The sequence below is a fragment of the Arthrobacter sp. ATA002 genome, from assembly GCF_026898095.1.
GTDB lineage: Bacteria > Actinomycetota > Actinomycetes > Actinomycetales > Micrococcaceae > Arthrobacter_B.
Window position 1 is genome coordinate 2,851,047 of sequence record NZ_CP114015.1, and the last position, 25,705, is coordinate 2,876,751.

Annotated in this window: 21 protein-coding genes and 6 pseudogenes; 4 read left to right on the plus strand and 23 right to left on the minus strand. The window is 67.2% G+C overall.

Translation table 11 applies throughout. The annotated features are described in order from the left end of the window. Window positions 1-57: 57 nt before the first annotated feature. From OL239_RS14120 to rimP, 3 genes and pseudogenes are all read right to left on the minus strand, one after another. A complete protein-coding gene (locus OL239_RS14120; RefSeq protein WP_268909449.1) occupies window positions 58-402 on the minus strand; it encodes a YlxR family protein in 345 nt (114 codons plus the stop codon). Between the two features lie 81 nt (window positions 403-483). Beyond that, entirely contained in the window at window positions 484-1,455 is a 972-nt protein-coding gene (gene nusA / locus OL239_RS14125; protein WP_268911773.1) for a transcription termination factor NusA, read from the minus strand. Between the two features lie 84 nt (window positions 1,456-1,539). Further along, a pseudogene (gene rimP / locus OL239_RS14130) lies at window positions 1,540-2,085 on the minus strand (ribosome maturation factor RimP); the annotation flags it as partial. A 105-nt stretch (window positions 2,086-2,190) separates the two neighbouring features. Between rimP and OL239_RS14135 the strand changes: the two are divergent. Next, window positions 2,191-3,378: a DUF4439 domain-containing protein gene (locus OL239_RS14135; RefSeq protein WP_268909450.1), complete on the plus strand. Its 1,188-nt coding sequence runs from the start codon at window positions 2,191-2,193 to the stop codon at window positions 3,376-3,378. Window positions 3,379-3,500: 122 nt separating this feature from the next. Further along, window positions 3,501-4,208: pseudogene (locus OL239_RS20275) on the plus strand (aminoglycoside phosphotransferase family protein); the annotation flags it as partial. 255 nt (window positions 4,209-4,463) lie between these two features. Here the strand turns inward: OL239_RS20275 and OL239_RS14140 are convergent. The 20 genes and pseudogenes from OL239_RS14140 to OL239_RS14230 form a co-directional block, all read right to left on the minus strand. Next, a complete protein-coding gene (locus OL239_RS14140; RefSeq protein ID WP_268909451.1) occupies window positions 4,464-5,261 on the minus strand; it encodes a sulfite exporter TauE/SafE family protein in 798 nt (265 codons plus the stop codon). 6 nt (window positions 5,262-5,267) lie between these two features. After that, entirely contained in the window at window positions 5,268-7,067 is a 1,800-nt protein-coding gene (locus tag OL239_RS14145) for a proline--tRNA ligase (RefSeq protein ID WP_268909452.1), read from the minus strand. Window positions 7,068-7,239: 172 nt separating this feature from the next. Continuing rightward, window positions 7,240-7,974 (minus strand): hypothetical protein, encoded by a 735-nt coding sequence (locus OL239_RS14150; RefSeq protein WP_268909453.1) that lies wholly within the window; start codon window positions 7,972-7,974, stop codon window positions 7,240-7,242. 78 nt (window positions 7,975-8,052) lie between these two features. Further along, window positions 8,053-8,793 carry a hypothetical protein gene (locus OL239_RS14155; protein ID WP_268909454.1) on the minus strand — a complete coding sequence of 247 codons (741 nt, stop codon included), beginning with the start codon at window positions 8,791-8,793 and terminating at the stop codon, window positions 8,053-8,055. Window positions 8,794-8,953: 160 nt separating this feature from the next. Beyond that, window positions 8,954-9,055, minus strand: a complete 102-nt coding sequence (locus OL239_RS20280) for a GNAT family N-acetyltransferase (protein WP_442864153.1) — start codon at window positions 9,053-9,055, stop codon at window positions 8,954-8,956. Next, the gene (locus OL239_RS14160; RefSeq protein ID WP_329609238.1) at window positions 9,049-9,780 is read right to left on the minus strand and encodes a GNAT family N-acetyltransferase; all 732 of its coding nucleotides are present in this window, start codon (window positions 9,778-9,780) and stop codon (window positions 9,049-9,051) included. The genes OL239_RS20280 and OL239_RS14160 overlap by 7 nt, the downstream gene beginning before the upstream one ends. A gap of 52 nt (window positions 9,781-9,832) precedes the next feature. Continuing rightward, the gene (gene ispG, locus OL239_RS14165; protein ID WP_268911774.1) at window positions 9,833-10,999 is read right to left on the minus strand and encodes a flavodoxin-dependent (E)-4-hydroxy-3-methylbut-2-enyl-diphosphate synthase; all 1,167 of its coding nucleotides are present in this window, start codon (window positions 10,997-10,999) and stop codon (window positions 9,833-9,835) included. 111 nt (window positions 11,000-11,110) lie between these two features. Then, window positions 11,111-11,401 carry a YciI family protein gene (locus OL239_RS14170; protein WP_268909455.1) on the minus strand — a complete coding sequence of 97 codons (291 nt, stop codon included), beginning with the start codon at window positions 11,399-11,401 and terminating at the stop codon, window positions 11,111-11,113. Window positions 11,402-11,427: 26 nt separating this feature from the next. After that, window positions 11,428-11,922: a hypothetical protein gene (locus OL239_RS14175; protein ID WP_268909456.1), complete on the minus strand. Its 495-nt coding sequence runs from the start codon at window positions 11,920-11,922 to the stop codon at window positions 11,428-11,430. Further along, window positions 11,922-12,584 (minus strand): MarR family transcriptional regulator, encoded by a 663-nt coding sequence (locus OL239_RS14180; protein WP_268909457.1) that lies wholly within the window; start codon window positions 12,582-12,584, stop codon window positions 11,922-11,924. Before OL239_RS14180 ends, OL239_RS14175 begins: the two co-directional genes overlap by 1 nt. 104 nt (window positions 12,585-12,688) lie before the next feature. Next, window positions 12,689-14,035 (minus strand): M50 family metallopeptidase, encoded by a 1,347-nt coding sequence (locus OL239_RS14185; protein ID WP_268909458.1) that lies wholly within the window; start codon window positions 14,033-14,035, stop codon window positions 12,689-12,691. A 49-nt stretch (window positions 14,036-14,084) separates the two neighbouring features. After that, window positions 14,085-15,332 (minus strand): 1-deoxy-D-xylulose-5-phosphate reductoisomerase, encoded by a 1,248-nt coding sequence (gene dxr, locus OL239_RS14190; protein ID WP_268909459.1) that lies wholly within the window; start codon window positions 15,330-15,332, stop codon window positions 14,085-14,087. 224 nt (window positions 15,333-15,556) lie between these two features. After that, the gene (locus OL239_RS14195) at window positions 15,557-16,252 is read right to left on the minus strand and encodes an NAD(P)-binding oxidoreductase (protein ID WP_329609239.1); all 696 of its coding nucleotides are present in this window, start codon (window positions 16,250-16,252) and stop codon (window positions 15,557-15,559) included. 42 nt (window positions 16,253-16,294) lie between these two features. Continuing rightward, window positions 16,295-17,091: pseudogene (locus tag OL239_RS14200) on the minus strand (HpcH/HpaI aldolase/citrate lyase family protein). An 87-nt stretch (window positions 17,092-17,178) separates the two neighbouring features. Continuing rightward, complete coding sequence (locus tag OL239_RS14205; protein ID WP_268911776.1) at window positions 17,179-17,661, minus strand: MaoC family dehydratase; 483 nt, start codon at window positions 17,659-17,661, stop codon at window positions 17,179-17,181. A 31-nt stretch (window positions 17,662-17,692) separates the two neighbouring features. Beyond that, window positions 17,693-18,335, minus strand: a pseudogene (locus OL239_RS14210) (CoA transferase subunit B). 1 nt (window position 18,336) lies between these two features. Then, window positions 18,337-19,157 (minus strand): annotated as a pseudogene (locus tag OL239_RS14215) (CoA transferase subunit A). 96 nt (window positions 19,158-19,253) lie between these two features. Further along, window positions 19,254-20,429 (minus strand): acyl-CoA dehydrogenase family protein, encoded by a 1,176-nt coding sequence (locus OL239_RS14220; protein WP_268909460.1) that lies wholly within the window; start codon window positions 20,427-20,429, stop codon window positions 19,254-19,256. Further along, a complete protein-coding gene (locus OL239_RS14225; protein WP_268909461.1) occupies window positions 20,416-22,617 on the minus strand; it encodes an ATP-binding protein in 2,202 nt (733 codons plus the stop codon). The genes OL239_RS14220 and OL239_RS14225 overlap by 14 nt, the downstream gene beginning before the upstream one ends. A gap of 6 nt (window positions 22,618-22,623) precedes the next feature. Beyond that, window positions 22,624-24,227: pseudogene (locus OL239_RS14230) on the minus strand (carboxyl transferase domain-containing protein). Between the two features lie 155 nt (window positions 24,228-24,382). Here OL239_RS14230 and OL239_RS14235 point away from each other — a divergent pair. Together OL239_RS14235 and OL239_RS14240 are read left to right on the plus strand one after the other, a co-directional pair. Continuing rightward, complete coding sequence (locus OL239_RS14235) at window positions 24,383-25,030, plus strand: TetR/AcrR family transcriptional regulator (protein ID WP_442864154.1); 648 nt, start codon at window positions 24,383-24,385, stop codon at window positions 25,028-25,030. A 378-nt stretch (window positions 25,031-25,408) separates the two neighbouring features. Beyond that, window positions 25,409-25,534 (plus strand): hypothetical protein, encoded by a 126-nt coding sequence (locus OL239_RS14240; RefSeq protein ID WP_268909462.1) that lies wholly within the window; start codon window positions 25,409-25,411, stop codon window positions 25,532-25,534. Window positions 25,535-25,705 lie beyond the last annotated feature (171 nt).

Genomic DNA, 25,705 nt, shown 5'->3' on the forward strand with positions numbered 1-25,705 from the left:
AGGGCCCTTCACAGAGCACAAAGAAGTACTCATCGCTGGGTACTCATCGGGTTTCCATCAGATTTCTGACCCGCTTTCAGGTTGGACGGTTTCGAGTTTGCTCCCGGTCGGAGCATCCTCAAGAGCCTTGAACCAAGCCTCCGCGTCCGTGGTGTCCGCCTGGCCCCGAAAGGCCCGGTGGAAAGCACGTCGCCGAAGCGCTGCTGCAAAGCATGCTGTCCCGCGGTGCACCCAGGCACCGCGGCCAGACATGCGGCGGTGTTCGTCGACCTGGACGGCAATCCTGCCGTCCATATCCACACCAACCAGCCGCATCAGAACAGCCTGGTCATCCGTTTTCCTGCACCCGATGCACGTTCTCTGTGGAACATGCGCTGCAGCGCCTGAGGCTGCAGGGGACAAAAGAAAGCGGACGGCGACCCGGCTTCATACATTCTAACGCGTTTCTCTCCCTGTGCCGCATCCACCGGCTGACCTGCCCGGTTATGCGCTCTTGGCGTCGGAAACGATATCGATCCGCCATCCGGTCAGCTTCGCTGCCAGCCGGGCGTTCTGTCCCTCTTTGCCGATGGCCAGCGACAGCTGGTAATCGGGGACCACAACGCGTGCGGAACGGGTGTCCTCGTCGGTGATGGTTACGGAGTTGACGCGCGACGGCGACAGCGAGTTGGCGATGAACGTCGCCGGATCCTCGCTGAAGTCAACGATGTCGATTTTTTCATCGTGCAGTTCCGTCATGACCGCACGGACACGCGAACCCATTTCACCGATGCATGCTCCCTTGGCGTTGATGCCGGGAACATGGCCCTTTACGGCGATTTTGGTCCGGTGGCCGGCTTCACGGGCCAGCGCAACAATCTCCACGCTGCCGTCGGCGATCTCGGGAACCTCCAGCTCGAAGAGCTTCCGGACCAGGCCCGGGTGCGAACGCGAGAGTGTAATGGACGGGCCCTTGAAGCCGCGGCGCACGTCGACCACGAAGGCGCGCAGCCGGGAACCGTGCGTGTACTTCTCACCCGGAACCTGTTCGGTGGGAGGCAGCAGTGCCTCCACGGTGCCCAGATTGACCTGGATCATGTGAGGGTTGTTGCCCTGCTGGATCTGTCCGGAGACGATCTCGCCCTCGCGGCCCTTGAACTCACCCACAATGGCGTCGTCTTCGACGTCGCGCAGCCGCTGCAGGATGATCTGGCGTGCCGTGCTCGCGGCGATCCGTCCGAAACCGGTGGGGGTGTCGTCGAACTCGCCCACGGCCTCGCCGTCGTCGTCGAGCTCGGTGGCCCAGATGGTCACGTGGCCGTTCTTGCGGTCCACCTCCGCGCGGGCCTTGTCCTGCGCCCCGGCGGTCTTGTGGTAAGCCACCAAAAGCGCCTGCTCGATGGTCGGAACCAACAGATCCAGGGGGATCTCCCGTTCGCGTTCCAACAGCCTCAGCGCACTCATATCAATATCCATCTGGGCCTCCTCAGCTGTGGTTTCTTCATCACTGTCGGCGGGGCCGTCCAGCGGTACGTCTTCGATATGCGCGAATTCCACTTCTACGCGTCCCTTGCGGATGTCGCCGAAGGGCAGGCTGGTCTGCTCGCCCTGCTTCGGTTTCATCCCTTTCTTAACCGGCAGCTCCGGTATCAGCGTGATGCCGTCGGCTTCGACGGAGACCAGGCGGCCCCGGACGTCGTCACCGGTCAGGACGTTCACGGTGACCATGCGCCCGATATTGCGCCGCCAGTGCCGCGGCTCGGTCAGGGGGCGCGATACACCCGGGGATGAAACCTCCAGGCTGTAGGGGCGTCCGTCGTCGTGCGGATCGGAGTCCATCGCTTCGGAAAGCGCGTGTGCGACGTCGGAGATCCGGTCCAGGCTGACCCCTCCGGCCTCACCCTCGGGAAGGTCGACGATGACGTGCACGGTGCGGCTGGCACCGGCCATCTTGATTTCAATGTCCTCGAGGAAAAGCTGCTGCTGTTCAACCGTGGGAGCAAGGAAGTTTTTGAGCCGCTGGGTTTCAGCTGCGATTTCTGCGTGCATGGCCTTTTTGCGGTAATCCGATGACGTGTCTTTTTTGGGGCTGGGCCGAACCGCCATAGGTGCCTCCCACTAGATGATGTTGTACCTACTAGCGTACCGACTTTCCTGAGTCCCCACGGCATCGCAGCAGACGGGGGCCCGTTCATGGCATCATCGAAAGTAGTGAAAAAGCCCCCGTCCCGCAGAACGCCCGCGGCCGGCCGCGCCGGACGGGCGATGGCGGTCCTGGGCGGCGTGAGGCGTACCACTCTGCTGCTGGTGCTGGCGGCCGTGGTCCTGAGCCTGGGGATGGTCGCCGGAAACGGAGCCGGTGAGGGCCGGCCCGCCAGTTTCTCGGAAATCGCCCAGACTGACGCCCGGGCCTCTGCTGTGGAACTTTCGCGGCTGGCCCGCACCCTGGCTGACGCGGAGGATTCAGGGCAGTTGGCTGCCGAGCTGTCCCGTCAGGCCGCGGTCCTGGACGAGCAGTCGGTTCTGTTGACCCGGCCGGGCAGCTTCCGCCCCGGCGTCCCGCCCTTTCCTGCCGCATCCTCCGGTGCCGCGTCCTCGAGCGCTCCCGTCTCCCCCGGCGTCGAGTCCGGCGGCGGCGCGTCCAAGCCCGCTGCCGCGTACATCCGGTCCGTCACCGCCTCTGCCCGCCATAGCCTTGATGCCGCCCTCCGGGCCGACGCCGGAACCGCCCGTTTACTGGCGGCCACCGGAGCGGCCCAGCAGGTGCTGGCATCCCGCGCCGCCGAGGCAGCCGGTCTGGACTCACCGGAGCCCTGGACGCCGGTCGCTCAGGCTGCGCCGGCTCCGGACAGCAACCACTGCGCTGCCGGAGCGGCGGCGGAGTCGAAAACCACGTCTTGGTCCGGGACCCGGGGCAGCGGTTCGGCCCCGGACGCGGCAGCGGCGCTGCAGGCCGCCGTCGATGCCGAGTTCGGTGCGGCGTATGCCTACGAGGTGGGCATGGCCCGCACCGCCAACGCGCGGGTTGGTGCGGCTCTGGCAGACCGCCGGGAAGAGCATCTAGCGGCCGGAGCCGAGGGAGTGCAGCTGCTGCCCGAGGTCTGCCTTCCCGCGCTGACCCCTGCGCCGGCCTTCTCGCTGCCGGCGTCGTTCGAAGCGGATCCGGCCGAAGCCCTCGACGCCCTGCAGGCTTCCCTGCCCGCCGTCTACGCGGATCTGGCAGCCCTGGGAAACGGATCCGTCCGCGCCTGGGCAGTGGAGCGGCTGGCCGAACTGTGCGCCAGCCTCTACACGGAGTCAGGTCCCGTTCCCGCTGCACCCGGGCTGGAACCCGACGGTGCGGCGGGGCTGGAACGCGACGGTGCGGCGGGGCTGCCGCAGGCCGCCGGCACCGCTTAGCCTGTAGTCATGTTCCTGCGCCAGTATCCTGCCAGCGCCACCGGTGCCGTCTTTGCCCCCGAGGGCCGGCCGGTGCCCCGCACCGCCGCTCAAGGACGCCGGACCACGACCCGGGTGCCCGGATGAGGGCGCCGGTGTCCATTCCCGACGCCCTGGGCCGGCGGTATGCCCGCACCCGTGCCGGCCGGGACTGGCTCGCCGCTCTTCCGGTGCTCATCGATGCCGCTCTGCGGCGCTGGGACCTGTCCGTGGACCTGCGGGGAAACGACCCGTGGCACGGCCACGGTGCCCTGGTCCTTCCGGTTGCATCGCCCTGCGGGCCCGCTGTGCTGAAGGTGGCATTCCCACATGACGAGTCGCTGACTGAGCCGGCGGCCCTGTCCCTGTGGTCGGGGCATGGAGCAGTACGGCTGTATGCCAGCCATGCCGACAGCGGCACACTGCTGCTCGAGCGCCTGAACCACCGCCGGAGCCTGTCCGGCACCGGGATGGAAACTGCACTGCAGGTATGGGGCGCCCTGATCCGGAAACTCTCCCTGCCGGTGGCCGACTCCCCCGCCTGGGCCGGGGTCCCGTCGCTGGCCGAACGGGCGGAGCAGCTCTCCGATGAGCTTCCCGCCTCGTGGGACGATCTGGGCAGGCCCCTTGAACGGCGTCTGTTGGAAGCCGCGCTGGAGGTTTGCCAGACCCGCGGCGCGGTGGGGCGGCGCAGCAGCAACGACGTGCTGGTCCATACCGACCTGCATTTCGAGAACATTCTGTACCGCGATGAAGGCCCTGCCGACACGCACGGCTTTGTGGCCATCGACCCGCAGGCCATGGTGGGGGAACCGGAATTCGCCGCCGCTCCCATGCTCTGGAACCGGATGGATGAACTCGACCGGATCCAGCCCGCGGCGGCCTGCGCGGGCGGCTCCTCCGGCTTTGCGCCGCCGGCGGACTGGATCCGGAAGCCGCCCGTCAGTGGAGTGTGCTGCGGGAGGTGGCCAATGCCCTGGAGTATGTGCGGTCGGGACGGCGGGCCGACGCAGACCGTTCGGCCTGGGTGGCATCGGCGCTGGCAGAGTGATCCGGGGCGGCGGCGCCTACCCGCGGATGTTCTCCACCCACACGTCGTAGCCGAGCTTGCAGATCAGGGCGCCAACCACCACCAGGAACACCACGCGGATGAACTTGCTGCCCTGCTTCACGGCCATCCGTGTTCCGATGTAGCCGCCCACCATGTTGGCCAGGCCCAGGATCAGGCCGATCCCCCACAGCAGTGCCCCGTTGGGCAGGAAGAACGCCAGGGCGCCCAGGTTGGTGGCCATGTTCACGATCTTGGCCTTGGCGCTGGCGGCCAGGAAGTTGTAGCCGAGGAAGGTGACCATGGAAATGATGAGGAAGGACCCGGTCCCCGGTCCGATCAACCCGTCGTAGAATCCGATCGCCAGGCCGATGGCCGCGGCGGTTCCGTAGTGCCGGCGTCCCTGGTGGCGCAGCTTGGTCAGCTCTCCCACCGTCGGCTGGGTGGCCGTAAACACCGCCACCACAATCAGGGCCACCACGATGATCGGCTTGAACACCGAGGACGGCAGCGACAGTGCAAGCACCGCCCCGCCGAAGCTGCCCACCAGGGCAATGCCGGCCATGGGCAGGGCCGTCTTCAGGTCCGGGTGGGCGCGGCGGTAGTAGGTGATGGCGCTGGTGGTGGTGCCGAAGATGGAGCCCATCTTGTTGGTGGCCAGCGCCTGCACCGGTGTGATCCCCGGAATCAGCAGCATGGCCGGCAGCTGCAGCAGTCCGCCGCCGCCCACAACGGCGTCAACCCAACCGGCGGCCAGGCCCGCCACCACCACAAGCAGGATGGTGGCGAGCTGGATCTCCTCGAGACCGGAGACCACTGGATGCTACTGCGCTGCGGCGCGGCGCACGTACTCCACCGCTTCAGCCACCGGAATGTTTTCGGCAACGCCGGTGGCGCGGTCCTTGATCTCCACGACGCCGTCGGCCAGGCCGCGGCCGACCACCAGGATGGTCGGCACGCCGATGAGCTCGGCGTCGCCGAACTTCACGCCGGGAGAGACCTTGGGGCGGTCATCGTAAATGACTTCCAGTCCCGCGGCTTCGAGCTCCTCGGACAGTGCGGCGGCGGCGGCAAAGATTTCTTCGCCGCGGCCGGTGGCGACCACGTGGACGTCGGCGGGGGCGACGGCGCGCGGCCAGACAATGCCCTTCTCGTCGTGGTAGGACTCGGCCAGGGCGGCAACCGCGCGGGTCACGCCCACACCGTACGAGCCCATGGTCACGGTGACCAGCTTGCCGTTCTTGTCCAGCACCTTCACCCCGAGAGCTTCAGCGTACTTGCGGCCGAGCTGGAAAATGTGGCCCATTTCGATGCCGCGGGCAGCTTCGAGCGGTCCGGAACCGTCCGGGGCCTCGTCTCCTTCACGCACCTCGACGGCTTCGATGACGCCGTCCCAGGTGAAGTCGCGGCCGGCGACGAGGCCGATGACGTGCTTGCCGGCTTCGTTGGCGCCGGTGATCCAGCTGGTCCCGGAGACCACGCGGGGATCCACGAGGTACAGCAGGCCGGTGGCGGATTCGGTGCCCAGGACCGGCTCTTCGACGGACAGGCCCGGGCCGATGTAACCCTTGACCAGGCCCGGGTGCTTCTTGATGTCCTCGTCGGTGGCGGCGTCGACCTCCAACTCGCCGCCGATTTCCACGTGCGCGGCGATGTTCGCCTCGATCCGCTTGAGGTCCACGGCGCGGTCGCCCGGAACGCCGACGACGACGATCCGGCGCTCACCGGTGGGCAGCGTGACGGCCAGGACAACGTTCTTCAAGGTGTCAGCGGCGGTCCACTCCCCTGATTCGCGGGCGAAGCGGGCATTGACGTCGGCCACCAGGGTGTCAATGGTCGGAGTGTCGGGGGTGTCCACGACCTGTGCGGCGGGGGCGCCGCTGAAGTCGGTCTCGGCGGGAGGAACAGTGCTGACGGCTTCGACGTTGGCGGCGTACCCGCCCGCGGAGCGGACGTAAGTGTCTTCGCCAACCGGGGTCGGATGCAGGAATTCCTCGGACTTGGATCCGCCCATGGCACCGGACACGGCCGATACGACCACGATGTCCAGGCCCAGCCGCTCGAAAATGCGCAGGTAGGCACCGCGGTGCGCCTGGTAGCTGGCTTCCAGCCCGTCGTCGTCAATGTCGAAGGAGTAGGAGTCCTTCATGATGAATTCGCGGCCGCGGAGCAGACCGGCGCGCGGCCGGGCTTCGTCGCGGTACTTGTTCTGGATCTGGAACAGCGAGACCGGCAGGTCCTTGTACGAGTTGTACAGGTCCTTGACCAGCAGCGCGAACATTTCCTCGTGGGTGGGTGCCAGCAGGTAGTCGTTGCCCTTGCGGTCCTGCAGGCGGAAGAGGTTATCGCCGTATTCCGTCCAGCGGTTGGTGGCCTCGTACGGTTCACGGGGCAGCAGGGCAGGAAAGTGCACTTCCTGGGCGCCGATGGCCGCCATTTCCTCGCGGATGATGGCCTCAACCCGGCCGAGCACCCGCAGCCCCAGCGGCAGCCAGGAATAAATGCCCGGGGCGGCCCGGCGGATGTAGCCGGCGCGCACCAGCAGGCGGTGGCTGGCGACGTCGGCGTCGGAAGGGTCTTCGCGCAGTGTGCGCAGGAAAAGAGTGGAGAGTCGAAGGACCACGCTGGGTATCCGTTTCTGCAGCCGCCGGCTGCATTCAAGCTGGGAAAAATGGGAAATAACGCTCCCCTCTAATCTAGCGCCTGCTGCCGCTCCTGCCGGACAGGCAGTACGACGGCGGGGCCGGGCCTGCGCTGCAGGCCCGGCCCGTTCGCACGGTTCGGCGTCGGCCCGGCTACTCCTTTTCGAGTTCGGTGAGCGCCGCGTTGATGGTCTCCTCGGCCTTCGCCACTGCCGCGTCCGGGTCAGCCGGATCGAACAGGGTGACGCTGAGGTTGAGCGTGCCGGAGAGTCCGCTGACCTGGATGGTTGACGCCTCGCCGCCGTCTGCCCGGGTAATCACCGTCCGGTACGCCTGGGTGGACGGTGCGTCGGTGGAGGCCTCCAGGCCTTCCACCGCGCCGGTGATGACGGCGCCGTCAAGTGCCATTTCGAAATCGACGCAGTCTTTGATGAGCTGCTCGCTGCTCCCGGCCTGCTCCTCCAGGACGGAAGCGTCCTCGTAGCTGATCAGCATCAGCGTGTCGCTGCTGTCCAGGCCAACGGTGGCGAGGTTTCCCCCGGCGATCTTTTCGTCGAAGAAGGACGACACGAGAATGTTGCACTGCTCGGGTGTGGTCACAACGCCGGAGAGGGTGGTCTCCTCCAGCTGGGGACGGAGCATGGCATCGTTTTCCACCTCACCGGTCAGGCCCTCGCTGGTCTTGACGGCGGTGAGTGCTGCTTCGAGCTCGTCCGCCGTGTACTGCTCCTGGCCTACGGCCAGAGTGGGCGTGGGTGACGGCGAGCCGGAGGCCGGTGAATCCGCGGTGGCGGTTTCGTCGGAGCTGCCGCAGCCAGAGAGCGCGAAAACACCGGCGATGAGCAGCGCACCGGCCTTCATGGACTTGTTCATATGTGGTTCCCCCATAGGTGTTCCGCCGTCCGGCACCGCGCCGTACGGCTTTGTTGCTGTGATTGAGGCTGGATGGCCGGAAGGCCGGTCCGGTTACTCTTCCAGTTCGGCGAGCACCGCGTCGATGAGCTTCTCGGCCTCGGCCTGCGCGCCTGCCGGATCAACCGGATCGCTCATGCTGACAGTGATGTTCGTGGTGCCGGCGAATCCGCTGATCTGGAGGGTTGTGGTTTGCTGGCCGGCCATATCGATGGTCACGCTGTAGGCCTGCGTGGTGACGGCGTCGGTGGACGCGTCAACCTCTTCGGCACTTGCGGTGAACACCTGGCCCTGCGTCTCCATCTGGAAGGTGGAGCAGTCGACCATCTGCTGGTCGTTGTTCGCAACCTGCTCGTCGATGAGCTCCGCATCCTCGAAGCTGATGACCGTCAGTGCGTCCGTGGCGCTGAGCTGCATGATGGCCACGGTGGAGCTGTCGATCTTTTCCCCAAGGTTGGCGGATGCCAGGTCGCTGCATTCTTCGGGTGTGATGGTAATGGTGTCGAGGGCTCCCTCGACCCCTTCCAGCTCGGGGCGCACTGCCGCATCATTGGCGATCTGCCCGGGCAGCCCCTGGTCCTCCTTCACGGCCGTGAGAGCTGCTTCGAGCTCGTCCGGGGTGTACTGCTCGCGGCCTACGGCCGGCGTGGGCGTCGGAGTGGGCGTGGGTGATGCCGCTTCGGCGGTCGCCGAAGAGTCTGCCGCAGCTTCGGCCGAATCGCCGGAGCCGCCGCATCCCGACAGCGCAAAGACACCGGCGATCAGCAGGGCACCGGCCTTCATGGACTTGTTCATATGATTCTTTCCCCCAGTTTGTGTCCCGTCCTCCGGCGTCAGTCCGGAAGCGGGCGGTTGGTGCTGCCACGCACTTTCGTCTTATTGAAAGCACACTGAGCATCTTACTGAGGTGATGCGCGTCATGCGAAATACGACCGCGGCCGCCGCGGGGACCTGGTCAGAACAGGATCGTGGCGAAGGTCCCGACCTGCTCGAACCCCACCGTTTCATACGTGGCACGGGCCGGAGCGTTGTAGGAATTGACGTACAGGCTCACCACGGGCGCCACCTGGCGGGCGGCCTCAACCACCGCCGACATGTAGGGGCGCTGAGCCCCCGTCCGCGGTACTCCGGGTTCATCCAGACGCCCTGGATCTGGACGGCGCCGCTGGACACCGTACCCAGCTCGGCCTTGAACACAACCCGTCCGGAGGCATCGAAGTCGACCAGTGACTGCTGCCGCGCGATCAGGGACTTGACCCGCTGGCGGTAATGGTGGCTGCCGCCGGCGACGGGTGAATACCCCACTTCCTCTTCGAACATGGCGGCGCAGGCCGGAAGCAGGACGTCGAGTTCCGAGGGCTGGGCATATCGCAGCCCCGGGGCGGGCTGCACCTGCGACACTCCGGTCATCTGCAGCAGCGGCTGGTCGCTGCGCACGTCGAAGGGCTGCGGACTGGAGTGCTGCAGCTCGGACCATATCGACAGCACGGCCTCGGCCGGCCCGAAGATCGAGGAGTAACGGCGTCCGGACCGCGCCAGGTACGCACCGATCTCGGGGCCCGTATCGGTAGTGACCCCCACCGGCACCACGTTGACGCCGGCCCAGCACGCAGCGGTGAGGTGACCGTGGTCGAAAACGCCGACGACCCGCCCGCCGGCCGGTGTGGGCGCGGCGCTGCGGGTCGTCTCGAGGTGCGAGAGCAGGAAAATGTTGGCAACCGGGTCGGTCTCGGCCAGGGCCCAGAGCGCGTCGGTGTCGGCCTTGTCCAGGACGCGGAGCATCCCGGTGCCGCTCCCGCGGACACCCCGGCCACTGTGGCCGGGAGTTCCGGTCTTAGCCGACTGTAACCATGGGGCCACCCGTGCCAGCATTTTCGCCATCGGTATCCCCCATGCTCTCTGCGATCTTCATAGCCTCTTCAATGAGGGTCTCAACGATCTGGTCCTCGGGGACAGTCTTGATGACTTCCCCCTTAACAAAGATCTGTCCCTTGCCGTTGCCGGAGGCGACGCCGAGGTCAGCTTCCCGGGCCTCGCCCGGTCCGTTGACGACACAGCCCATGACAGCCACCCGGAGCGGAACTTCCATGCCCTCGAGCCCGGCAGTTACCTGCTCTGCGAGAGTGTACACGTCCACCTGGGCACGGCCGCAGGACGGGCAGGACACGATTTCCAGCTTGCGCGGGCGCAGGTTCAGCGACTGCAGAATCTGGTTGCCCACCTTGATTTCCTCCACCGGAGGAGCGGACAGCGACACGCGGATGGTGTCGCCGATGCCCTTGGACAGGAGGGCGCCAAAGGCGGTGGCGGACTTGATCGTTCCCTGGAACGACGGACCGGCTTCGGTCACGCCCAGGTGCAGCGGCCAGTCCCCGCGTTCAGCCAGCAGCTCGTAGGCGCGCACCATGACCACGGGATCATTGTGCTTGACGGAGATCTTGAAATCGTGAAAGTCGTGTTCCTCGAACAACGACGCCTCCCAGACCGCGGACTCCACCAGTGCCTCCGGCGTGGCCTTGCCGTACTTGGCGAGCAGGCGCGGATCCAGCGAACCGGCGTTGACGCCGATGCGGATCGAGGTTCCGTGGTCTTTAGCGGCCTGGGCGATTTCCTTGATCTGGTCGTCGAACTTCCGGATGTTGCCCGGGTTCACGCGGACCGCGGCACAGCCGGCCTCAATGGCCGCAAAAACATACTTGGGCTGGAAGTGGATGTCGGCGATCACCGGAATCTGCGATTTCTTGGCAATGATCGGCAACACCGCGGCGTCGTCGGCGCTGGGGCAGGCCACCCGGACGATGTCGCAGCCCGAGGCCGTCAGCTCCGCAATCTGCTGCAGGGTGGCGTTGATGTCCGTGGTGGGCGTCGTCGTCATGGACTGGACGCTGATGGGGAAATCCGACCCGACCCCCACGGATCCCACTTTGATCTGGCGGGTCTTGCGCCGCGGCGCGAGGGTGGGCGGCGGTGCTGCTGGCATTCCAAGGTTGACCGAGGTCAAAACGTCCTCCATGTGCCTCATCGGCAGTTATTCGGCTAAAGCGCACTGCGGGAATGCGCTAATCCATTATCCACCCGCACCGATGCGGGAGGTACGAATATCGTTCAGGGCTTAGACGAGATCGGCAAAGGCGCCAATGACCGGCGTCCATTCGGTGGTCTTCATGCCCGATATGGCGCCGGCGGCGGCGAAGGGGTCCTGCATCACCAGGCTGGACAGATCAGCTTCGTCCTCGGCGGTGAAAATCAGCAAAGCACCGGCGCCGTCAGTGAACGGGCCCGAGGTCAGCAGACGCCCCTGCTCCGCCAGACCGGCCAGCCACTCCCGGTGGGCGGGGCGGTGCTCGTCACGAAGGGGGGCGGAATCGGCGTCGTACACGTATTCAACTGCAAAAATGCTCATGGCCCCAAGCCTACGGGATCACGGGCTCAGAGCAGGAAGGCGCGGGCCGCCGCAGCCACCCCCACAGCCCACAGCATGGAGGTCAAAGTCCCGATAATGAACCGTTCGGCGGCCGCGGGTGTGTCCTTAAGCTCTGCGTACCGGCCCAGGCCCTTGATCGCCACGACGTAGGCGATGGCGACCGGCTCGGAGGCCAGCACGGAAGCAGCCACGGCCAGCCGTTCGAGGACTCCGATCACCAGGCCGCCGCGAAGCACCGAACCCGGCGCCGGAGCGCTGCGGCGGTGCGCGGCTCCGGCCGGCCTTTTCGCACCGGATGCAGCCGGCGGCGGAGGGCCTGCGGGCACCCGTGCTCCGTTGGTGAGCGAGGCGTCCAAGTCCTGGTCGGCAGCGGGATCGGTATCGGAAAAGGGAGGTCCCGAGTTTTCCACTGCCCGGGCCAGGCGCAGGACGGCGGCGGTCACCGGCCACCCGAGAACAGCCGCAGCCGCCAGGGTCAGGACTATCCAGATGAAGTCCATTAAATGGTCCCCGTTTCCACGCCGGCCGGATGTTCCCCGGCGGACTTTTCCCCGGCGCGGGTCTCTCTGGCGGAGTTTTCTCCGGCGCGGGCGAGCAGCACGGCCGCGGCCGGGCGGGCCGCCCACTCCTCCTGCCAACCGGCTCGGGCGATCGTTTTGCCCACTGACTGCGGACTGATTCCGAGCTTGCGGGCCGCGGCGCTCTGGGCGCCCCGGGTCCCGGGTTCCACCTGCTCCAGGACCCGCCACTGTTCGGCGGTCCGGTCCCGGATCAACCGTCCAATCAGCACCAGGACCGCTTCGGCCTCGGCGGCTCCGGCGGGGCCCGTGACCGCCACCGGCGGCCGGTCACCCGTTTTCTTGGCGCGCTCCACCGCATCGCGCGCTGCGACAAACGCGGGCCCGGAGGCTTCCCGTGTGCTGGCCGGCAGCGGAGTGTGCACCGCGCCGACACCGATCCCCACCGACCAGTGTCCGTCCTTCAGTGCCCGCAGGGCCGCGTCCACCGCCGTGCCCGCATCAGCGGTAAGACCCTGGACTTCATCCCCCACTGACCGTTCGAACGGCAGGTCCATGGGCAGGCCGCGGAGCAGCTCCAAAAGATCAGGAACCCGGTCCCGGCCGCTGCGGCTGCCTTTCTGGTCAATGGTCAACACGAACATTGGTACCGCAGGTTCAGTGAAGTGGGATGCATAGTGAAACCGTATGCGGTTGTAATCCCAATTACAACCGTTTTCGGCTTCATCCACGTCTCCCCAGGAACTCCCTAGTTGAAGAGACTTACCGGCTTCACAATGTCCGCGTAGATCAGCAGCACGCTCATTCCCATCAGCAGGGCGAACACCACGTACGTCACCGGAAGCATTTTTGCCAGATCAAAGTGCCCGGGGTCCGGGCGCTTGAACAGCCTGGCAACCCGCCGGCGCAGCCCTTCCCAGAGGGCTCCGGCCACGTGGCCGCCGTCCAGCGGCAGCAGCGGGATCAGGTTGAACACGAAGAGCGCCAGGTTCACGCTGGCCACCAGCCCCAGCAGGGATGCCACCCGGCTCTCCACCGGCACTTCCTCCAGGGAGGAAATTTCACCGGCAATCCGGCCCACGCCCACCACACTGATCGGCCCGTTGGGATCGCGTTCCTCCGAGGAGAAGGCGGCCTGCGCGACGTCCACGACGCGCTGCGGAAGGTTGATGACCACACCGGCAATACTCTGGAGGTTTTCGCCGACTGCCGGCAGGACCTCGGAGCCCGGCTGCCGGACCAGCTCGGTGGACGCGGCGACCCCGATGAACCCCACTTCCCGGGTCACGGGATTTCCGTCGGCGTCCACGGCCGGGGCGCCATCGTCGCCGGTTACGGGGCGTTCGGTCAGCAGCGGGGTGATGACGGTGTCCTGTTCCACTCCGTCGCGGATGTAGCTGATCGGCACGGAACGGCCGGCCGCTTCACGGATTTGTGCGGACAGGTCTTCCCAGGACGAGACGGCGCTGCCGTTGAACGCGGTGATGGTGTCGCCCGGCAGCAGGCCGGCCTCGTACGCCGGAGCGGCCGGATCCGCGTCGGTGCATTCGGTCTGCCCCTGGGCGGCCTGGTCCGAGGTGATCACGCACTGGTTGACCTCGGCGAGGGTGGTGGTGCTTTGGGCGGTGCCGAAGCCCATCAGCAGCACGGCGAACAGCACGACGCCGATCAGCAGGTTCATGAACGGGCCGCCCAGCATCACGATGATGCGCTTCCAGACCGGCAGGTTGTAGAACATCCGGTTCTCATCACCGGGTTGGAGCTGTTCGGCGGCGGCGGCCCGGGCATCGGTAGCCAGCTGCTGGAACATTCCGGTGCTGGAGCTGCGGACGGTCCCGTCGGCGGCGTCGGCCTGGTTGGGCGGGTACATGCCGACCATGGACACGTAGCCGCCCAGCGGCAGTGCCTTAACGCCGTATTCGGTCTCCCCGTTGCGGCGTGAAAAGACGGTGGGGCCGAACCCGATCATGTATTGGGTGACCCGCACCTTGAAGGCCTTGGCCGGCACCAGGTGCCCTACTTCGTGCAGCGCGATGGACACGGCGATGCCCACCGCCACGAACAGGACGCCCAGGATGAAGAGGAGAACGGTCAACGGATTTCCTTTTGGTCAATCGAATCACTTGGGCCGGCGTGCCGCACGGTCAGCGTCCGCAGCGTTTGCGTGCGGCGGACCGGGCCCATTCTTCCGCCGCCAGTACCGACTCCAGCGTCAGCGGCGATGTGTCGGTGTGTTCGGCCAGTACGGCGGAGATCGTATCAACGATGTCTGTGAATCCGATGAGACCGTCGTGGAAGGCGTCCACCGCTTCTTCATTGGCGGCGTTGTACACGGCCATGCCGGTTCCGCCGGCCGCCGCGGTGCGCTTGGCCAGTGCGACGGCGGGAAAGGCCTCCTCGTCCAGCGGTTCGAAGGTCCATTGCGTGGCCTGTGACCAGTCACAGGGCCGCGCGGCCCCGGGCACCCGGTTCGGCCAGTCCATGCCCAGGGCGATCGGCAGGCGCATGTCCGGCGGCGAGGCCTGGGCGATGGTGGAGCCGTCCACGAACTGGACCATGGAGTGCACCATGGACTGCGGATGAACGACGACGTCGATCTTCTCCAGCGGCACGTCAAACAGCAGGTGGGCCTCGATGACTTCCAGGGCCTTGTTGACCATGGAGGCTGAATTCGTGGTGATCACCCGGCCCATTTTCCAGGTGGGGTGCGCCAGCGCCTGGTCCGGGGTGACATCCGCCAGCTCGCTGCGGGTCATGCCCCGGAAGGGCCCGCCGGATGCCGTCACAATGAGCCGGTCCACCTCCTGCGCCGTGCCGGAGCGCAGGGCCTGCGCCAATGCCGAGTGTTCGGAGTCCACGGGGACCAGCTGTCCGGGGGCCGCGGCACGCTTCACCAGCTCACCGCCCACGATCAGGGATTCCTTGTTGGCCAGGGCCAGCAGGTGGCCCGCGGCCAGCGCCGCGAGCGTGGGCTCCAGGCCAATGGAGCCGGTGATGCCGTTCAGGACCACTTCGGCTTCGGGCCAGGCGGCAATGGCCGTGGCCGCGGACGGGCCGGTGAAGAGTTCCGGATCATAGTCGGTTACGCCGGCGGCCCGGGCAGCGTCCTGCACGGCGCGGTGCAGGGTGGCGGTGTCAACGACGGCGGCACCGACGGCGGCGGCGCGGGTGTGGACCGCCTGCCGGGCCAGGAGTTCCAGGTTGGATCCCCCGGCGGACAGGGCCACGACGGTGAAGCGGTCCGGGGCTGAATCCGCCACGTCGATGGCCTGCGTGCCGATGGACCCGGTGGAACCCAGGAGCACCACGCGGCGGGGCACGCCGCCGGTGCTGCCGAAGGGACGGCCGGTTGCTGCTGCGGACGGGGTGCCGGAAGATGCTGAAGGCTGCATGGTTCCAGTATCGCGCACCGGGCGAGGATCGCGGTCTGCATCAGAATCCCGGAGGGCTGGCCGCTGCAAAGTCCGCATAGAGCTCCAGCAGTCTACGGATCTGCCCTGCTTGGAGATCGGTAGTACAGATAACGGGCCTACGGTGCCCAAATAAGCCCGTTATCTGTACTACCGGAGGAGTCCGGTGCCCATGCAGGGCCGGTCCGGGCGGCCGCCCCCGGACGCTAGAGCGTGATCGGAAGCGCCGCGACGGCCGAGGGAATACTGGTGGACCCGGAGACCACGGACAGCACCTGCCGGCTGCCGCGGCCGGTGTTGATCAACTCGGCGAGGACCGCGGCGACGTCGTGCCGGGGAATGCTGCCCGGTTCCTCGGCCGGGCCCAGCTCCACCAGTCCCGTGCCCTGGTCGTTGGTCAGGTGTCCCGGCCGCAGGATGGTCCAGTCCAGGTCGCGGGTGATGAGGTCCTGCTCGGCGGCGAGCTTGGCTACCAGGTAGGCATACATGACCTCGTCGACGCTGCCGGGCCGGTCCTCTCCCCGCACCGTATCCAGGCCGGACGCGGAGATCTGCACAAACCGGGTAACGCCGGCCTGCTCCGCGCCCTCAGCGAAGAGCACTGCGGCACCGCGGTCAACACTGTCCTTGCGGGCTGCGCCGCTGCCCGGCCCGGCACCGGCGGCGAAAACCGCGGCGTCGGCACCGGTCAGGACCTGTATGACGTCATCGGCAGTGCTGTTTTCCAGATCGATGACAACCGGGGCAACGCCGTCGGCCTCGACGTCGGCCGCGTGGTCCGGATTGCGGATCAGGCCGGCAACATCATGGTCACGGGCGGCCAGCAGCCGGCCCAGTTCGCGGGCAATCTGTCCATGGGCTCCTGCTATGACTATGCGCATCTTACGAAGGTAGCGCAGCACCGGTGCAGATGTCCTGACACCGGCAGCAAATGGAGTATTTCCTCAGCTATCCGCGCGGCTCAGGGTCTGCCGGGCCTGCTTCAGCAGCGGACCGTCGATCATGTCCCCGCGGAAGCGGAACACCCCGCCGTGTCTGGCGGCTTCGGCCAGGACCTCCCGCGCGTACTCAGTTTCCTCCTCGGAGGGTGCGTACGCGGCGCGCACGGCGGCCACTTGACCGGGATGAATGCAGGCCTTCGCCGCAAACCGGACGCCGCGGCGTCGCGCGCTTCAATCTCCAACCCGTCCGTGTCCGGGATATTGCCGTAAATCGAGTCGACGGCGCCCTTGCCGAAGGCTCCGGCGGCCAGCAGCACCGTAGCCCGGGCATGCTGCGCCACCGCGCGATAGCTTCCGTCGGAGCTGCGGCTGGACTCGCCGCCGAGCGATGCCAGCAGGTCTTCGGCACCCCACATCAGCGCGGTGACGCACGGTACCTGCGCGATGTCCGCCGCGCGGACCACGCCCAGCGCGGTTTCCACGAGGGCAACGACGGCGAAGTCCGCGAGCGCGGCGGCGATGGCCGGGGCGTCTTCGGCCTTGGCCAGCATCAGGGTCCGGTACGGCGTTTGCCGCACGGCGGCGAGGTCCTTGGCGAAGTCTTCGGTTCCTATGGGATTCACCCGCACAATGGTGGTGCCGGCATCCAGGTTCGACGCGGCCAGGTTCCGCCGGGCGGCCTCCTTGTCAGCGGGCGCGACGGCGTCCTCCAGGTCCAGGATCACTGCGTCAGCCCGATCGGCGGCCTTTGCGAACCGTTCGGGGCGGTCCGCCGGGCAGAAGAGCAGGGCAGGTCCCATGGCAAATGTCGTCACGCGGGTATCTCCTTCACATCCGGGGTGTGGATCCAATCTATCCTTCGCCGGCAGGGGTCTTTCACCGCCGGGTTATCCCCCGGCGCCGGTTTCCGTCCACACCAGGGCGCTGCGGGTACAGCGCCCCACGATGTCGCCGTCCTGGTTTCTGCCGGTGTGGGCCAGCGTGACAATTCCCTGGCCGGGCCGGGACGCGGACAGGCGTTTGTCCACGACTTCGGTTTCGGTGTACAGCGTGTCCCCATGGAAGAGCGGATGCGGAAAGCTGATGTCCACCAGACCCAGCTGCGCCACCAGAGTGCCCTGCGTCAGCTGCGCCACCGACTGGCCCACCATCGTGGCCAGGGTGAACATGGAGTTCACCAGCCGCTGCCCAAACGGCTGCCCGCCGCTGTAGGCGGCGTCCAGGTGCAGGCCCTGGGTGTTCATGGTGAGGGTGGTGAACAGGACGTTGTCGGCCTCGGTCACCGTACGTCCGGGACGGTGCAGGTACACGGCTCCGGGCTCGAATTCCTCGTACCAGAGGCCCCGCTGCTCAATGATCCGGGGCGCCATGGCCGGTTCGTCGGTGCCGCCCCCGGGTTCCTCATACGTCAAGGGACACCTCCAGCGGTGCTCCGGTTGCGGCGAGAACGTCGTCGACGGTAACCCCGGGGGCGGTCTCGCGCAGGATCAGTCCCTCCGGCCCCACCTCAATGACGGCGAGGTCGGTGACTATCAGGCCCACGCAGGCCTTCCCGGTCAGCGGCAGGGAACACTCGGTGACAATCTTCGGCCGGCCGCTGCGGTCGGTGTGTTCCATCATCACGATCAGCCGCTTGGCGCCGAACACCAGGTCCATGGCACCGCCCATGCCCTTGACCATTTTTCCGGGGATCATCCAGTTCGCGAGGTCGCCGTTGGCCGCCACTTCCATGGCCCCCAGCACCGCCACGTCCACGTGGCCGCCGCGCACCATGCCAAAGGACGCCGCCGAGTCGAAAAATGAGGGCGCCGGAATTCACCGTCACGGTTTCCTTGCCGGCGTTGATCAGGTCCGGATCCAGTTGTTCCTCCGTGGGGTAGGGCCCGACGCCGAGGACTCCGTTTTCGGAGTGCAGCACCACTTCCACGCCGTCGGGAATGAAGTTGGGAATCAGCGTGGGCATGCCGATGCCCAGGTTGACGTACTGGCCGTTTTCCAGTTCGCGGGCCACGCGGGCGGCCAGTTCATTCCGGGTCAGGGCCATGTCAGGCTTCCTTTGTTGACGTTGTCGAGGGTGCCGCCTCTGCGGCCGGGGCCGGGGCGGCAGAGGCAGCCGCGGCAGCCCGCACGGTGCGTTTTTCGATGCGTTTTTCCCCGGGACCCACGGGAACCACCCGCTGGACAAAGATGCCGGGGACATGAACCTGAGCGGGGTCCAGCTCACCGGGTTCCACCAGTTCCTCCACCTCGGCGATGGTAATCCGTCCGGCCATGGCGCACAGCGGGTTGAAGTTCATGGCCGTGGCATGGAAGAGAAGGTTTCCGTGCCGGTCCCCTTCCAGGCATGCACCAGGGCGAAGTCCGGGGTCAGGGACTCCTCCAGCACATACTCGGCGGTGCCGAAGACGCGCACTTCCTTCGGCTCCGAGGCCTGCAGCACCCCGCCGCCGCCGTCGTACTTTTGCGGCAGCCCGCCCTCACTGACCTGGGTGCCCACGCCGGCGCTGGTGTAAAAGGCCGGAATGCCGGCGCCTCCGGCCCGCAGCTTTTCGGCCAGGGTGCCCTGCGGGGTCAGGATCACTTCCAGTTCCCCGGCCAGGAACTGGCGGGCAAACTCCTTGTTCTCCCCCACATAGGAACTCACCGTCCGGCGGATGCGGTGGTCCGCGAGCAGCCGCCCCAGCCCCCAGTCATCGACGCCGCAGTTGTTGCTGACCGTCTCCAGGTCCGTGGCCCCCTGCCCGTGCAGGGCATCAATCAGCGCCACCGGAATACCGCAAAGCCCGAAGCCGCCCACCGCCAGTGATGCGCCGTCGGCAATGTCGGCCACCGCTTCGGCGGCTGTGCCTACCACCTTGTCAATCATCGATCCATCCGTCCGTTCGTCTCCATTGACCAACCTGCCGCGCTGCACCGGCCCGTCGGCGCCGTCGCCGCACCACCCCGTTCCGGTCCGCTTATCCTAGAGCCCCAGCTCGCGGGCGATGAGCATCAGCTGCACTTCGGTGGTTCCCTCGCCCACTTCCAGGATCTTGGAGTCGCGGTAGTGCCGGGCCACCCGGAATTCGTTGATGAAGCCGTAGCCACCGAAAATCTGGGTGGCATCCCGGGCATTGTCCATGGCTGCTTCCCCGGCCACCAGCTTGGCCATGGCTGCCTGCGTCTTGAACGGCTTGCCGGCCAGCATCCGGGCCGCGGCGTCGTAGTAGGCCAGCCGGGCGGTGTGGGCGCGCGTCTGCATCCGGGCGATCCGAAAGGAGATCGCCTGGTTGGTGCCGATGGCTGCGCCGAAAGCCTGCCGTTCCTTGGCATAGCGCAGCGCCTCCTCCACACAGCCCTGCGCCGCTCCCGTGGCCAGGGCCGCGATCGCAATACGCCCCTCGTCCAGGATCTGCAGGAAATTGGCAAAGCCGCGGCCTTCGGCTCCCAGCAGGTTGGCTTCCGGAACCCGGACGTTGTCCAGCGTCAGCGGATGCGTGTCCGAGGCGTTCCAGCCCACCTTGTTGTAGGCCTTCTCAGCGGTGAACCCCGGAGTGCCGGTCGGCACCAGGATCGTGGAAATCTGCTTCCGGAGGGAGGTGCCGCCGCTGCCGTCCGGCACCTCCGAGGTGCCGGTCACCGCAGTAACGGTCACCAGGCGGGTGATGTCGGTGCCGGAGTTGGTGATGAATTCCTTACTGCCGTTGATCACCCACTCTCCGTTGTCCAGGCGTGCCGTTGTCCGGGTGCCGCCGGCATCGGATCCGGCTTCACTCTCGGTCAGCCCGAAACCGGCGAGCGCCTCGCCGGAGGCGAGCATGGGCAGCCACTGTGCCTTCTGTTCCTCCGTGCCAAACCGGTACAGCGGCACGGCCCCCAGGGAAACTCCGGCCTCCAGCGTGATCGCCACTGACTGGTCAACCCGGGCCAGCTGCTCCAGGGCCAGGGCCAGAGCGAAGTAGTCCCCGCCCATGCCGCCGTACTCCTCCGGGAACGGCAGGCCGAACAGGCCCATCTCCCCCATCTGAGCCACCACCTTGTAGGGGAAGCTGTGCTCGGCGTCGTGCTGGGCGGACACCGGTGCAACCACGGTGTCGGCGAAGTCGCGGACCGTGTCCACCAGGTCCTGGTAATCCTCGCTGAGTTCAAAGTCCGGCATGTCCTGCTCCTTCGAAAGGCGGTGCATCGGTTTCTGGCGTGGCCGTGGCTGGATTGGCGGCGCCCGGGTTGACCGGGTTGGCGGCGCCCGGATTGACCGGGTTGGCGGCGCCCGGCGCATCGGCGGTTGGCGTCTCGGCGGGATCGGGGGTCACTACGGCCAGGACCTGGTCCGCTTTGACCTGGTCGCCGGGCTGCAGGTTCATGGACACCACGCCGTCGGCCGGAGCCGTGAGCTGGTGTTCCATCTTCATGGCCTCCACGCTCAGCAGCGGCTGGCCCGCGGTGACCCGGTCGCCGTCAGCCACTGCCACGGCCGTGACGGTGCCGGGCATCGGGGAGCGCAGCACCGGATCAGCGGTGCCTTCAGCGCGTCCGGCTGCGGCACGCTCCACTGCCAGCAGCTCTGCTCTGGAGCGGGTCCGGAGCGCGGCAGCGTAACCGGCACCGGCGACCCAGACCGTGTCATGGGCCGTCCCCGGGACCGGCACCAGCGTGATCGGCTGCACGACACCGTCCAGCGTTACCAGCGCCCGTTCGCCGTCCCTGAGCAGCGACGCGCGCCGATGCGGCCCGCCGTTGATGCTGACCACAGTGTCCGGTGCGCTGCCGCCCACCGTGACGACGTCGTCGTCGGCCCCCGCTGCGGTGGCAGCGAAGGTGAGCGTCAGCGGGCGCCGCGCACCGATCCGCCAGCCGTCGGCGCGCCGCCAGGGCGGAGGATCCGGGGTAGGGCCACCCGCGGTGAGGCTCTCCGTTCCGGCCAGGGCAGCGGCCCGCACCAGCGCGGCGGCCGCCAGCTCATGCTCCGAGGGAATGCGGAATGAGAGGCCGGGAAGCCTGCGCTCGATCAGCGTGGTGTCCAGCTGCCCGGCCCGCACCTCAGGGTCGTTGAGCAGCAGGCGCAGATACTCGAGGTTGGTCCCGATGCCGAGAATCAGGGTCTGCGCCAGCGCAGCGTCCAGCCGCTCCAATGCCGTACCCCGGTCCGGGCCCCAGGCGATGACCTTGGCCAGCATCGGATCATAGCTTGAGGACACCGCCAGGCCCGGGAGCAGGGAGGAATCCACACGGATGCCTTCTCCGGCGGGCTCGTGCAGGGCATGGATCCGGCCGGTTGTGGGCAGGAAGTCCCGCGCCGGGTCTTCCGCGTAGACCCGTGCCTCCACGGCGTGGCCGGTGAGCCGGACGTCGCCCTGGGCCAGCGGCAGCTTCCCACCGGCAGCGATGCGGATCTGTTCCTCCACCAGGTCCAGCCCGGTGACCATTTCCGTCACCGGATGCTCCACCTGCAGCCTGGTGTTCATTTCCATGAAGAAGAACTCTCCGGGCGCAGCGTCGGAGACCAGGAATTCCACGGTCCCGGCACCGGTGTAGTCCACGGAACGGGCAGCGTCACAGGCGGCAGCTCCGATCCGGGCCCGGGTGGCCCCGTCCAGCAGCGGAGACGGCGCCTCCTCGATGACTTTCTGGTGGCGGCGCTGCAGGGAGCACTCGCGCTCCCCCAGATGAATGACGTTGCCGTGCGTGTCGGCCAGGATCTGCACCTCGATGTGGCGGGGCGCACTGATCAGCCGTTCCAGGAACAGCGTGTCGTCGCCGAAGGCCGACGCGGCCACGCGGCGGGCGGCGGGCAGTGCGGCCGGGAGGTCCCCGGCCCGCTCGACGGCGTGCATGCCCTTGCCGCCGCCGCCGGCGGAGGGCTTGATAAGCAGCGGAAACCCCACGGATTCCGCCGCGGCGATGAGCTGCCGGTCGGTCAACCCCGGTTCGGCGATCCCCGGCACCACCGGCACCCCGTGCGAGGCCACATGGTTCTTGGACCGGATCTTGTCCCCCATCACGTCCAGGGCAGGCACCCCGGGGCCGATGAAAACGATCCCTGCCGTTTCCAGTGCCCGGGCGAAGTCGGCGCTTTCGCTCAGGAAGCCGTAGCCGGGATGCACCGCCTGGGCCCCGGTTATCCGGCAGGCGGCCAGCACGGCGTCCACGTTGAGATAGCTTTCCCGGGGTGCAGCCGGACCCAGCCGCACTGCAACATCCGCCTCCCGCACATGCCGGGCTCCGGCGTCGCCGTCGCTGTACACCGCTGCGGACCGGATGCCCAGCCGGCGCAGGGTGGCGATGATGCGGCAGGCAATTTCGCCGCGGTTGGCCACCAGGACCGTGTCAAAGAGTGCGTTGGTCATATCCGCTCACATCCGGAACAGGCCGAAGGAAGTCTCCGGCAGCGGGGCATTGGCGCACACGTCCAGGGCCAGGCCCAGGACGGTGCGGGTGTCTGCCGGGTCGATGACGCCGTCGTCCCACAACCGGGCCGTGGAGTAGTACGGGCTGCCCTGCGTTTCATAGGTTTCCCGGATGGGCGCCTTGAACGCTTCCTCGTCGTCGGCCGCCCATTCCGTGCCCTGCGCCTCATACTGGTCGCGCTTTACGGTGGCCAGCACCGACGCCGCCTGCGCCCCGCCCATCACCGAGATCCGCGCCGCCGGCCACATCCACAGGAACCGCGGACTGTAGGCCCGCCCGCACATGGAATAGTTGCCGGCCCCGAAGGATCCCCCGACCACCACGGTGAGCTTCGGAACTCTGGCGGTGGCGACGGCGGTCACCATCTTGGCGCCGTTCTTGGCAATGCCGCCGGCCTCGTAGTCCCGGCCCACCATGAAGCCCGATATGTTCTGCAGGAAAATGAGCGGAATGCCGCGCTGGTCGCACAGCTCGATGAAGTGTGCGCCCTTCAGCGCTGATTCGGAGAACAGCACGCCGTTGTTCGCCACGATGCCCACCCGGTGCCCGTGCAGCCGGGCGAAGCCGGTGACCAGGGTGGCGCCGTACTCCTTCTTGAATTCGGAGAATTCGCTGCCGTCCACCAGCCGGGCGATCAGTTCGCGCACATCGTACGGGGTCTGCAGGTCTGCGGGGACGGCACCGTAAATTTCGTCCCCGGAGTACGACGGCGGCAGGCTGGGCAGGGCCTTCCAGGCCGGGGGCTGCTCCGGGAAGGTCTCCACAATGCTGCGCACGATTTCCAGTGCGTGCGCATCGTTGTCGGCGAGGTGGTCGGTGACTCCGCTGACGCGCGAGTGCAGTTCCCCGCCGCCGAGTTCCTCCGCGGTGACGACCTCGCCGGTGGCGGCCTTCACCAGCGGCGGGCCGCCCAGGAAAATGGTGCCCTGGTTGCGCACGATGACTGTCTCGTCGCTCATCGCCGGCACGTAGGCGCCGCCGGCGGGTGCAGGACCCCAGGACCGCTGCGACCTGCGGTATTTTGCGGGCGGACATTTGCGCCTGGTTGAAGAAGATCCGGCCGAAGTGTTCCCGGTCCGGAAACACGTCGTCCTGGCGGGGCAGGAATGCGCCGCCGGAGTCCACGAGGTAAATGCACGGCAGCCGGTTTTCCAGGGCGATTTCCTGGGCCCTCAGGTGCTTTTTGACCGTCATCGGATAATAGGTGCCGCCCTTGACGGTGGCGTCGTTGGACAGCACCATCACGTGCCGTCCGTGGACCAGGCCAATGCCCGCGATCAGTCCGGCGCCCGGGCACTCGTCGTCGTACATGCCGTTGGCAGCGAGCGGCGCGATTTCCAGGAAGGGACTACCCTCGTCGAGCAGGCGGTCCACGCGGTCGCGCGGCAGCAGCTTCCCGGGCCGTGTGCCGTTCCCGGGACCGTTCCGGCCCGCCGGATGCGGCCTCGCCGAGGCGCTTGCGCAAGTCCCCTGCCAGCTGGGACTGGGCGGCGGCGTTGCGCAAATATGCGGGGGAAGCGGTGTCGAGCCGGGTTGCAAGGGTCTCCATTGACGTCTCTCTTCCAACCGGCTGCCGCCCGCGGGGTTCCGGAGGATCGACTGCCAGTTAATGACCACTAACTGAAATCAGGTTATTGGTTATTAACTCAGCTGTCCACCACAATGGAAGCTGCCCATGATTTGAAAACTGCCGGAAAGGTTGGCATGGACGCAGCGAAGACAGAAGCATCAGCAGCCGGTCCGAAGCGGGATCTGCCCGCGGCCCGCGCCACCGGCCGCAGCTTGGCCAAGGCGTCGCGCCGGGCTGCGATGCTCGATGCCGCTGCCGCCCTGTTCGCTGAACGCGGCTACAACGGTGTGTCCATCGAGGAGCTCGGAGCGTCAGCGGGTGTCAGCGGCCCTGCCGTGTACCGGCATTTCAGCGGCAAATCCAACGTCTTGTCGGCCCTGCTCGTCGGGGTCAGCGAGGACCTGCTTGCCGGTGGAAAGGCAGTGGTTGCCGATTCTTCAACCGCCGATGCGGCCCTCCGCGGGCTGGTGGAATTCCACGTCGATTTCGCCCTGCGCCAGGCCAACGTCATCAGGGTCCAGGACCGGGATTTGACCAGCCTGCCCGAGGACGACGAACGCGAAGTGCGTTCGCTCCAGCGCCAGTACGTCGAAGTCTGGGTGGACGCCCTGTCCGCCCTGCATCCGAGCTGCGGCCTGCCGCTGCTGAGGCACCGGGCCCAGGCGGTCTTCGGGCTGATCAACTCCACATCCCACACGCTGAACGGCAAAATGAAGCCCCGGGAAACGGCACGGCTGCGGTCGCTGCTGGAAACAATGGCCTGGGCCGCCCTCAATGCCTAGTACTCTGATTGAAACCCCTCGAGCAGAAAGACCTGCTGTGATTGAGCTTCGTGCCGTAGTTCCCGCCGATTTGGATGAATTCTTCTCCCATCAGCTGGATCCAAGCGCCAACCATATGGCTGGCTTTGCCGCCAAAAACCCCTCTGACCGCGGTGTGTTTGATCACCACTGGCAGAACATCCTGAACGACCCCACGGTTACGGTGCGCACCATCGTGGCCGACGGCGACGTCGTCGGCAGCATCCTGGCCTACCGCGACGGCGGCATCCCGGAGATCAGCTACTGGGTGGACACCGCCCGCTGGGGCCAGGAATCACCACCGCCGCCGTTGGACAGTTCCTGCAGGAGTTTTCCGAACGCCCCATCCGGGCCCGGGCCGTGGCCGACAACGCCAGCTCCATCGCCATCCTGGAAAAGTACGGCTTCACCGTCATCGGCGAAACCCAGGGCTTCGCGAACGCCCGCGGTGCCGTAGTGCGCGAGCTCGAACTCGAGCTGGCCTAAGCCGCGCCGGCGCCGACCGCGGCGCCGACCGAGTCCGGCATAGGCCGCGTTGGCGAGAACCCAGCCGCGAGAACCCAGAAACACGACAGAACCCGCAGCCCGTTCGGAGGGCTGCGGGTTTCTTCGTGTCCGGCTGACTGTCGCGGCCGCGCAGGGCACTGCGCGCCGGTG

What these genes read in the sequence shown, in the direction of transcription:
- nusA (WP_268911773.1), bottom strand. Translation starts at nt 1,455, where the DNA reads ATGGATATTGATATGAGTGCGCTGAGGCTGTTGGAACGCGAACGGGAG.
- OL239_RS14150 (WP_268909453.1), bottom strand. Translation starts at nt 7,974, where the DNA reads ATGGGGGAACCACATATGAACAAGTCCATGAAGGCCGGTGCGCTGCTC.
- OL239_RS14155 (WP_268909454.1), bottom strand. Translation starts at nt 8,793, where the DNA reads ATGAACAAGTCCATGAAGGCCGGTGCCCTGCTGATCGCCGGTGTCTTT.
- OL239_RS14160 (WP_329609238.1), bottom strand. Translation starts at nt 9,780, where the DNA reads ATGCTCCGCGTCCTGGACAAGGCCGACACCGACGCGCTCTGGGCCCTG.
- OL239_RS14170 (WP_268909455.1), bottom strand. Translation starts at nt 11,401, where the DNA reads ATGAGCATTTTTGCAGTTGAATACGTGTACGACGCCGATTCCGCCCCC.
- OL239_RS14175 (WP_268909456.1), bottom strand. Translation starts at nt 11,922, where the DNA reads ATGGACTTCATCTGGATAGTCCTGACCCTGGCGGCTGCGGCTGTTCTC.
- OL239_RS14180 (WP_268909457.1), bottom strand. Translation starts at nt 12,584, where the DNA reads ATGTTCGTGTTGACCATTGACCAGAAAGGCAGCCGCAGCGGCCGGGAC.
- dxr (WP_268909459.1), bottom strand. Translation starts at nt 15,332, where the DNA reads ATGCAGCCTTCAGCATCTTCCGGCACCCCGTCCGCAGCAGCAACCGGC.
- OL239_RS14205 (WP_268911776.1), bottom strand. Translation starts at nt 17,661, where the DNA reads ATGGCGCCCCGGATCATTGAGCAGCGGGGCCTCTGGTACGAGGAATTC.
- OL239_RS14220 (WP_268909460.1), bottom strand. Translation starts at nt 20,429, where the DNA reads ATGCCGGACTTTGAACTCAGCGAGGATTACCAGGACCTGGTGGACACG.
- OL239_RS14225 (WP_268909461.1), bottom strand. Translation starts at nt 22,617, where the DNA reads ATGACCAACGCACTCTTTGACACGGTCCTGGTGGCCAACCGCGGCGAA.
- OL239_RS14235 (WP_442864154.1), top strand. Translation starts at nt 24,383, where the DNA reads ATGGACGCAGCGAAGACAGAAGCATCAGCAGCCGGTCCGAAGCGGGAT.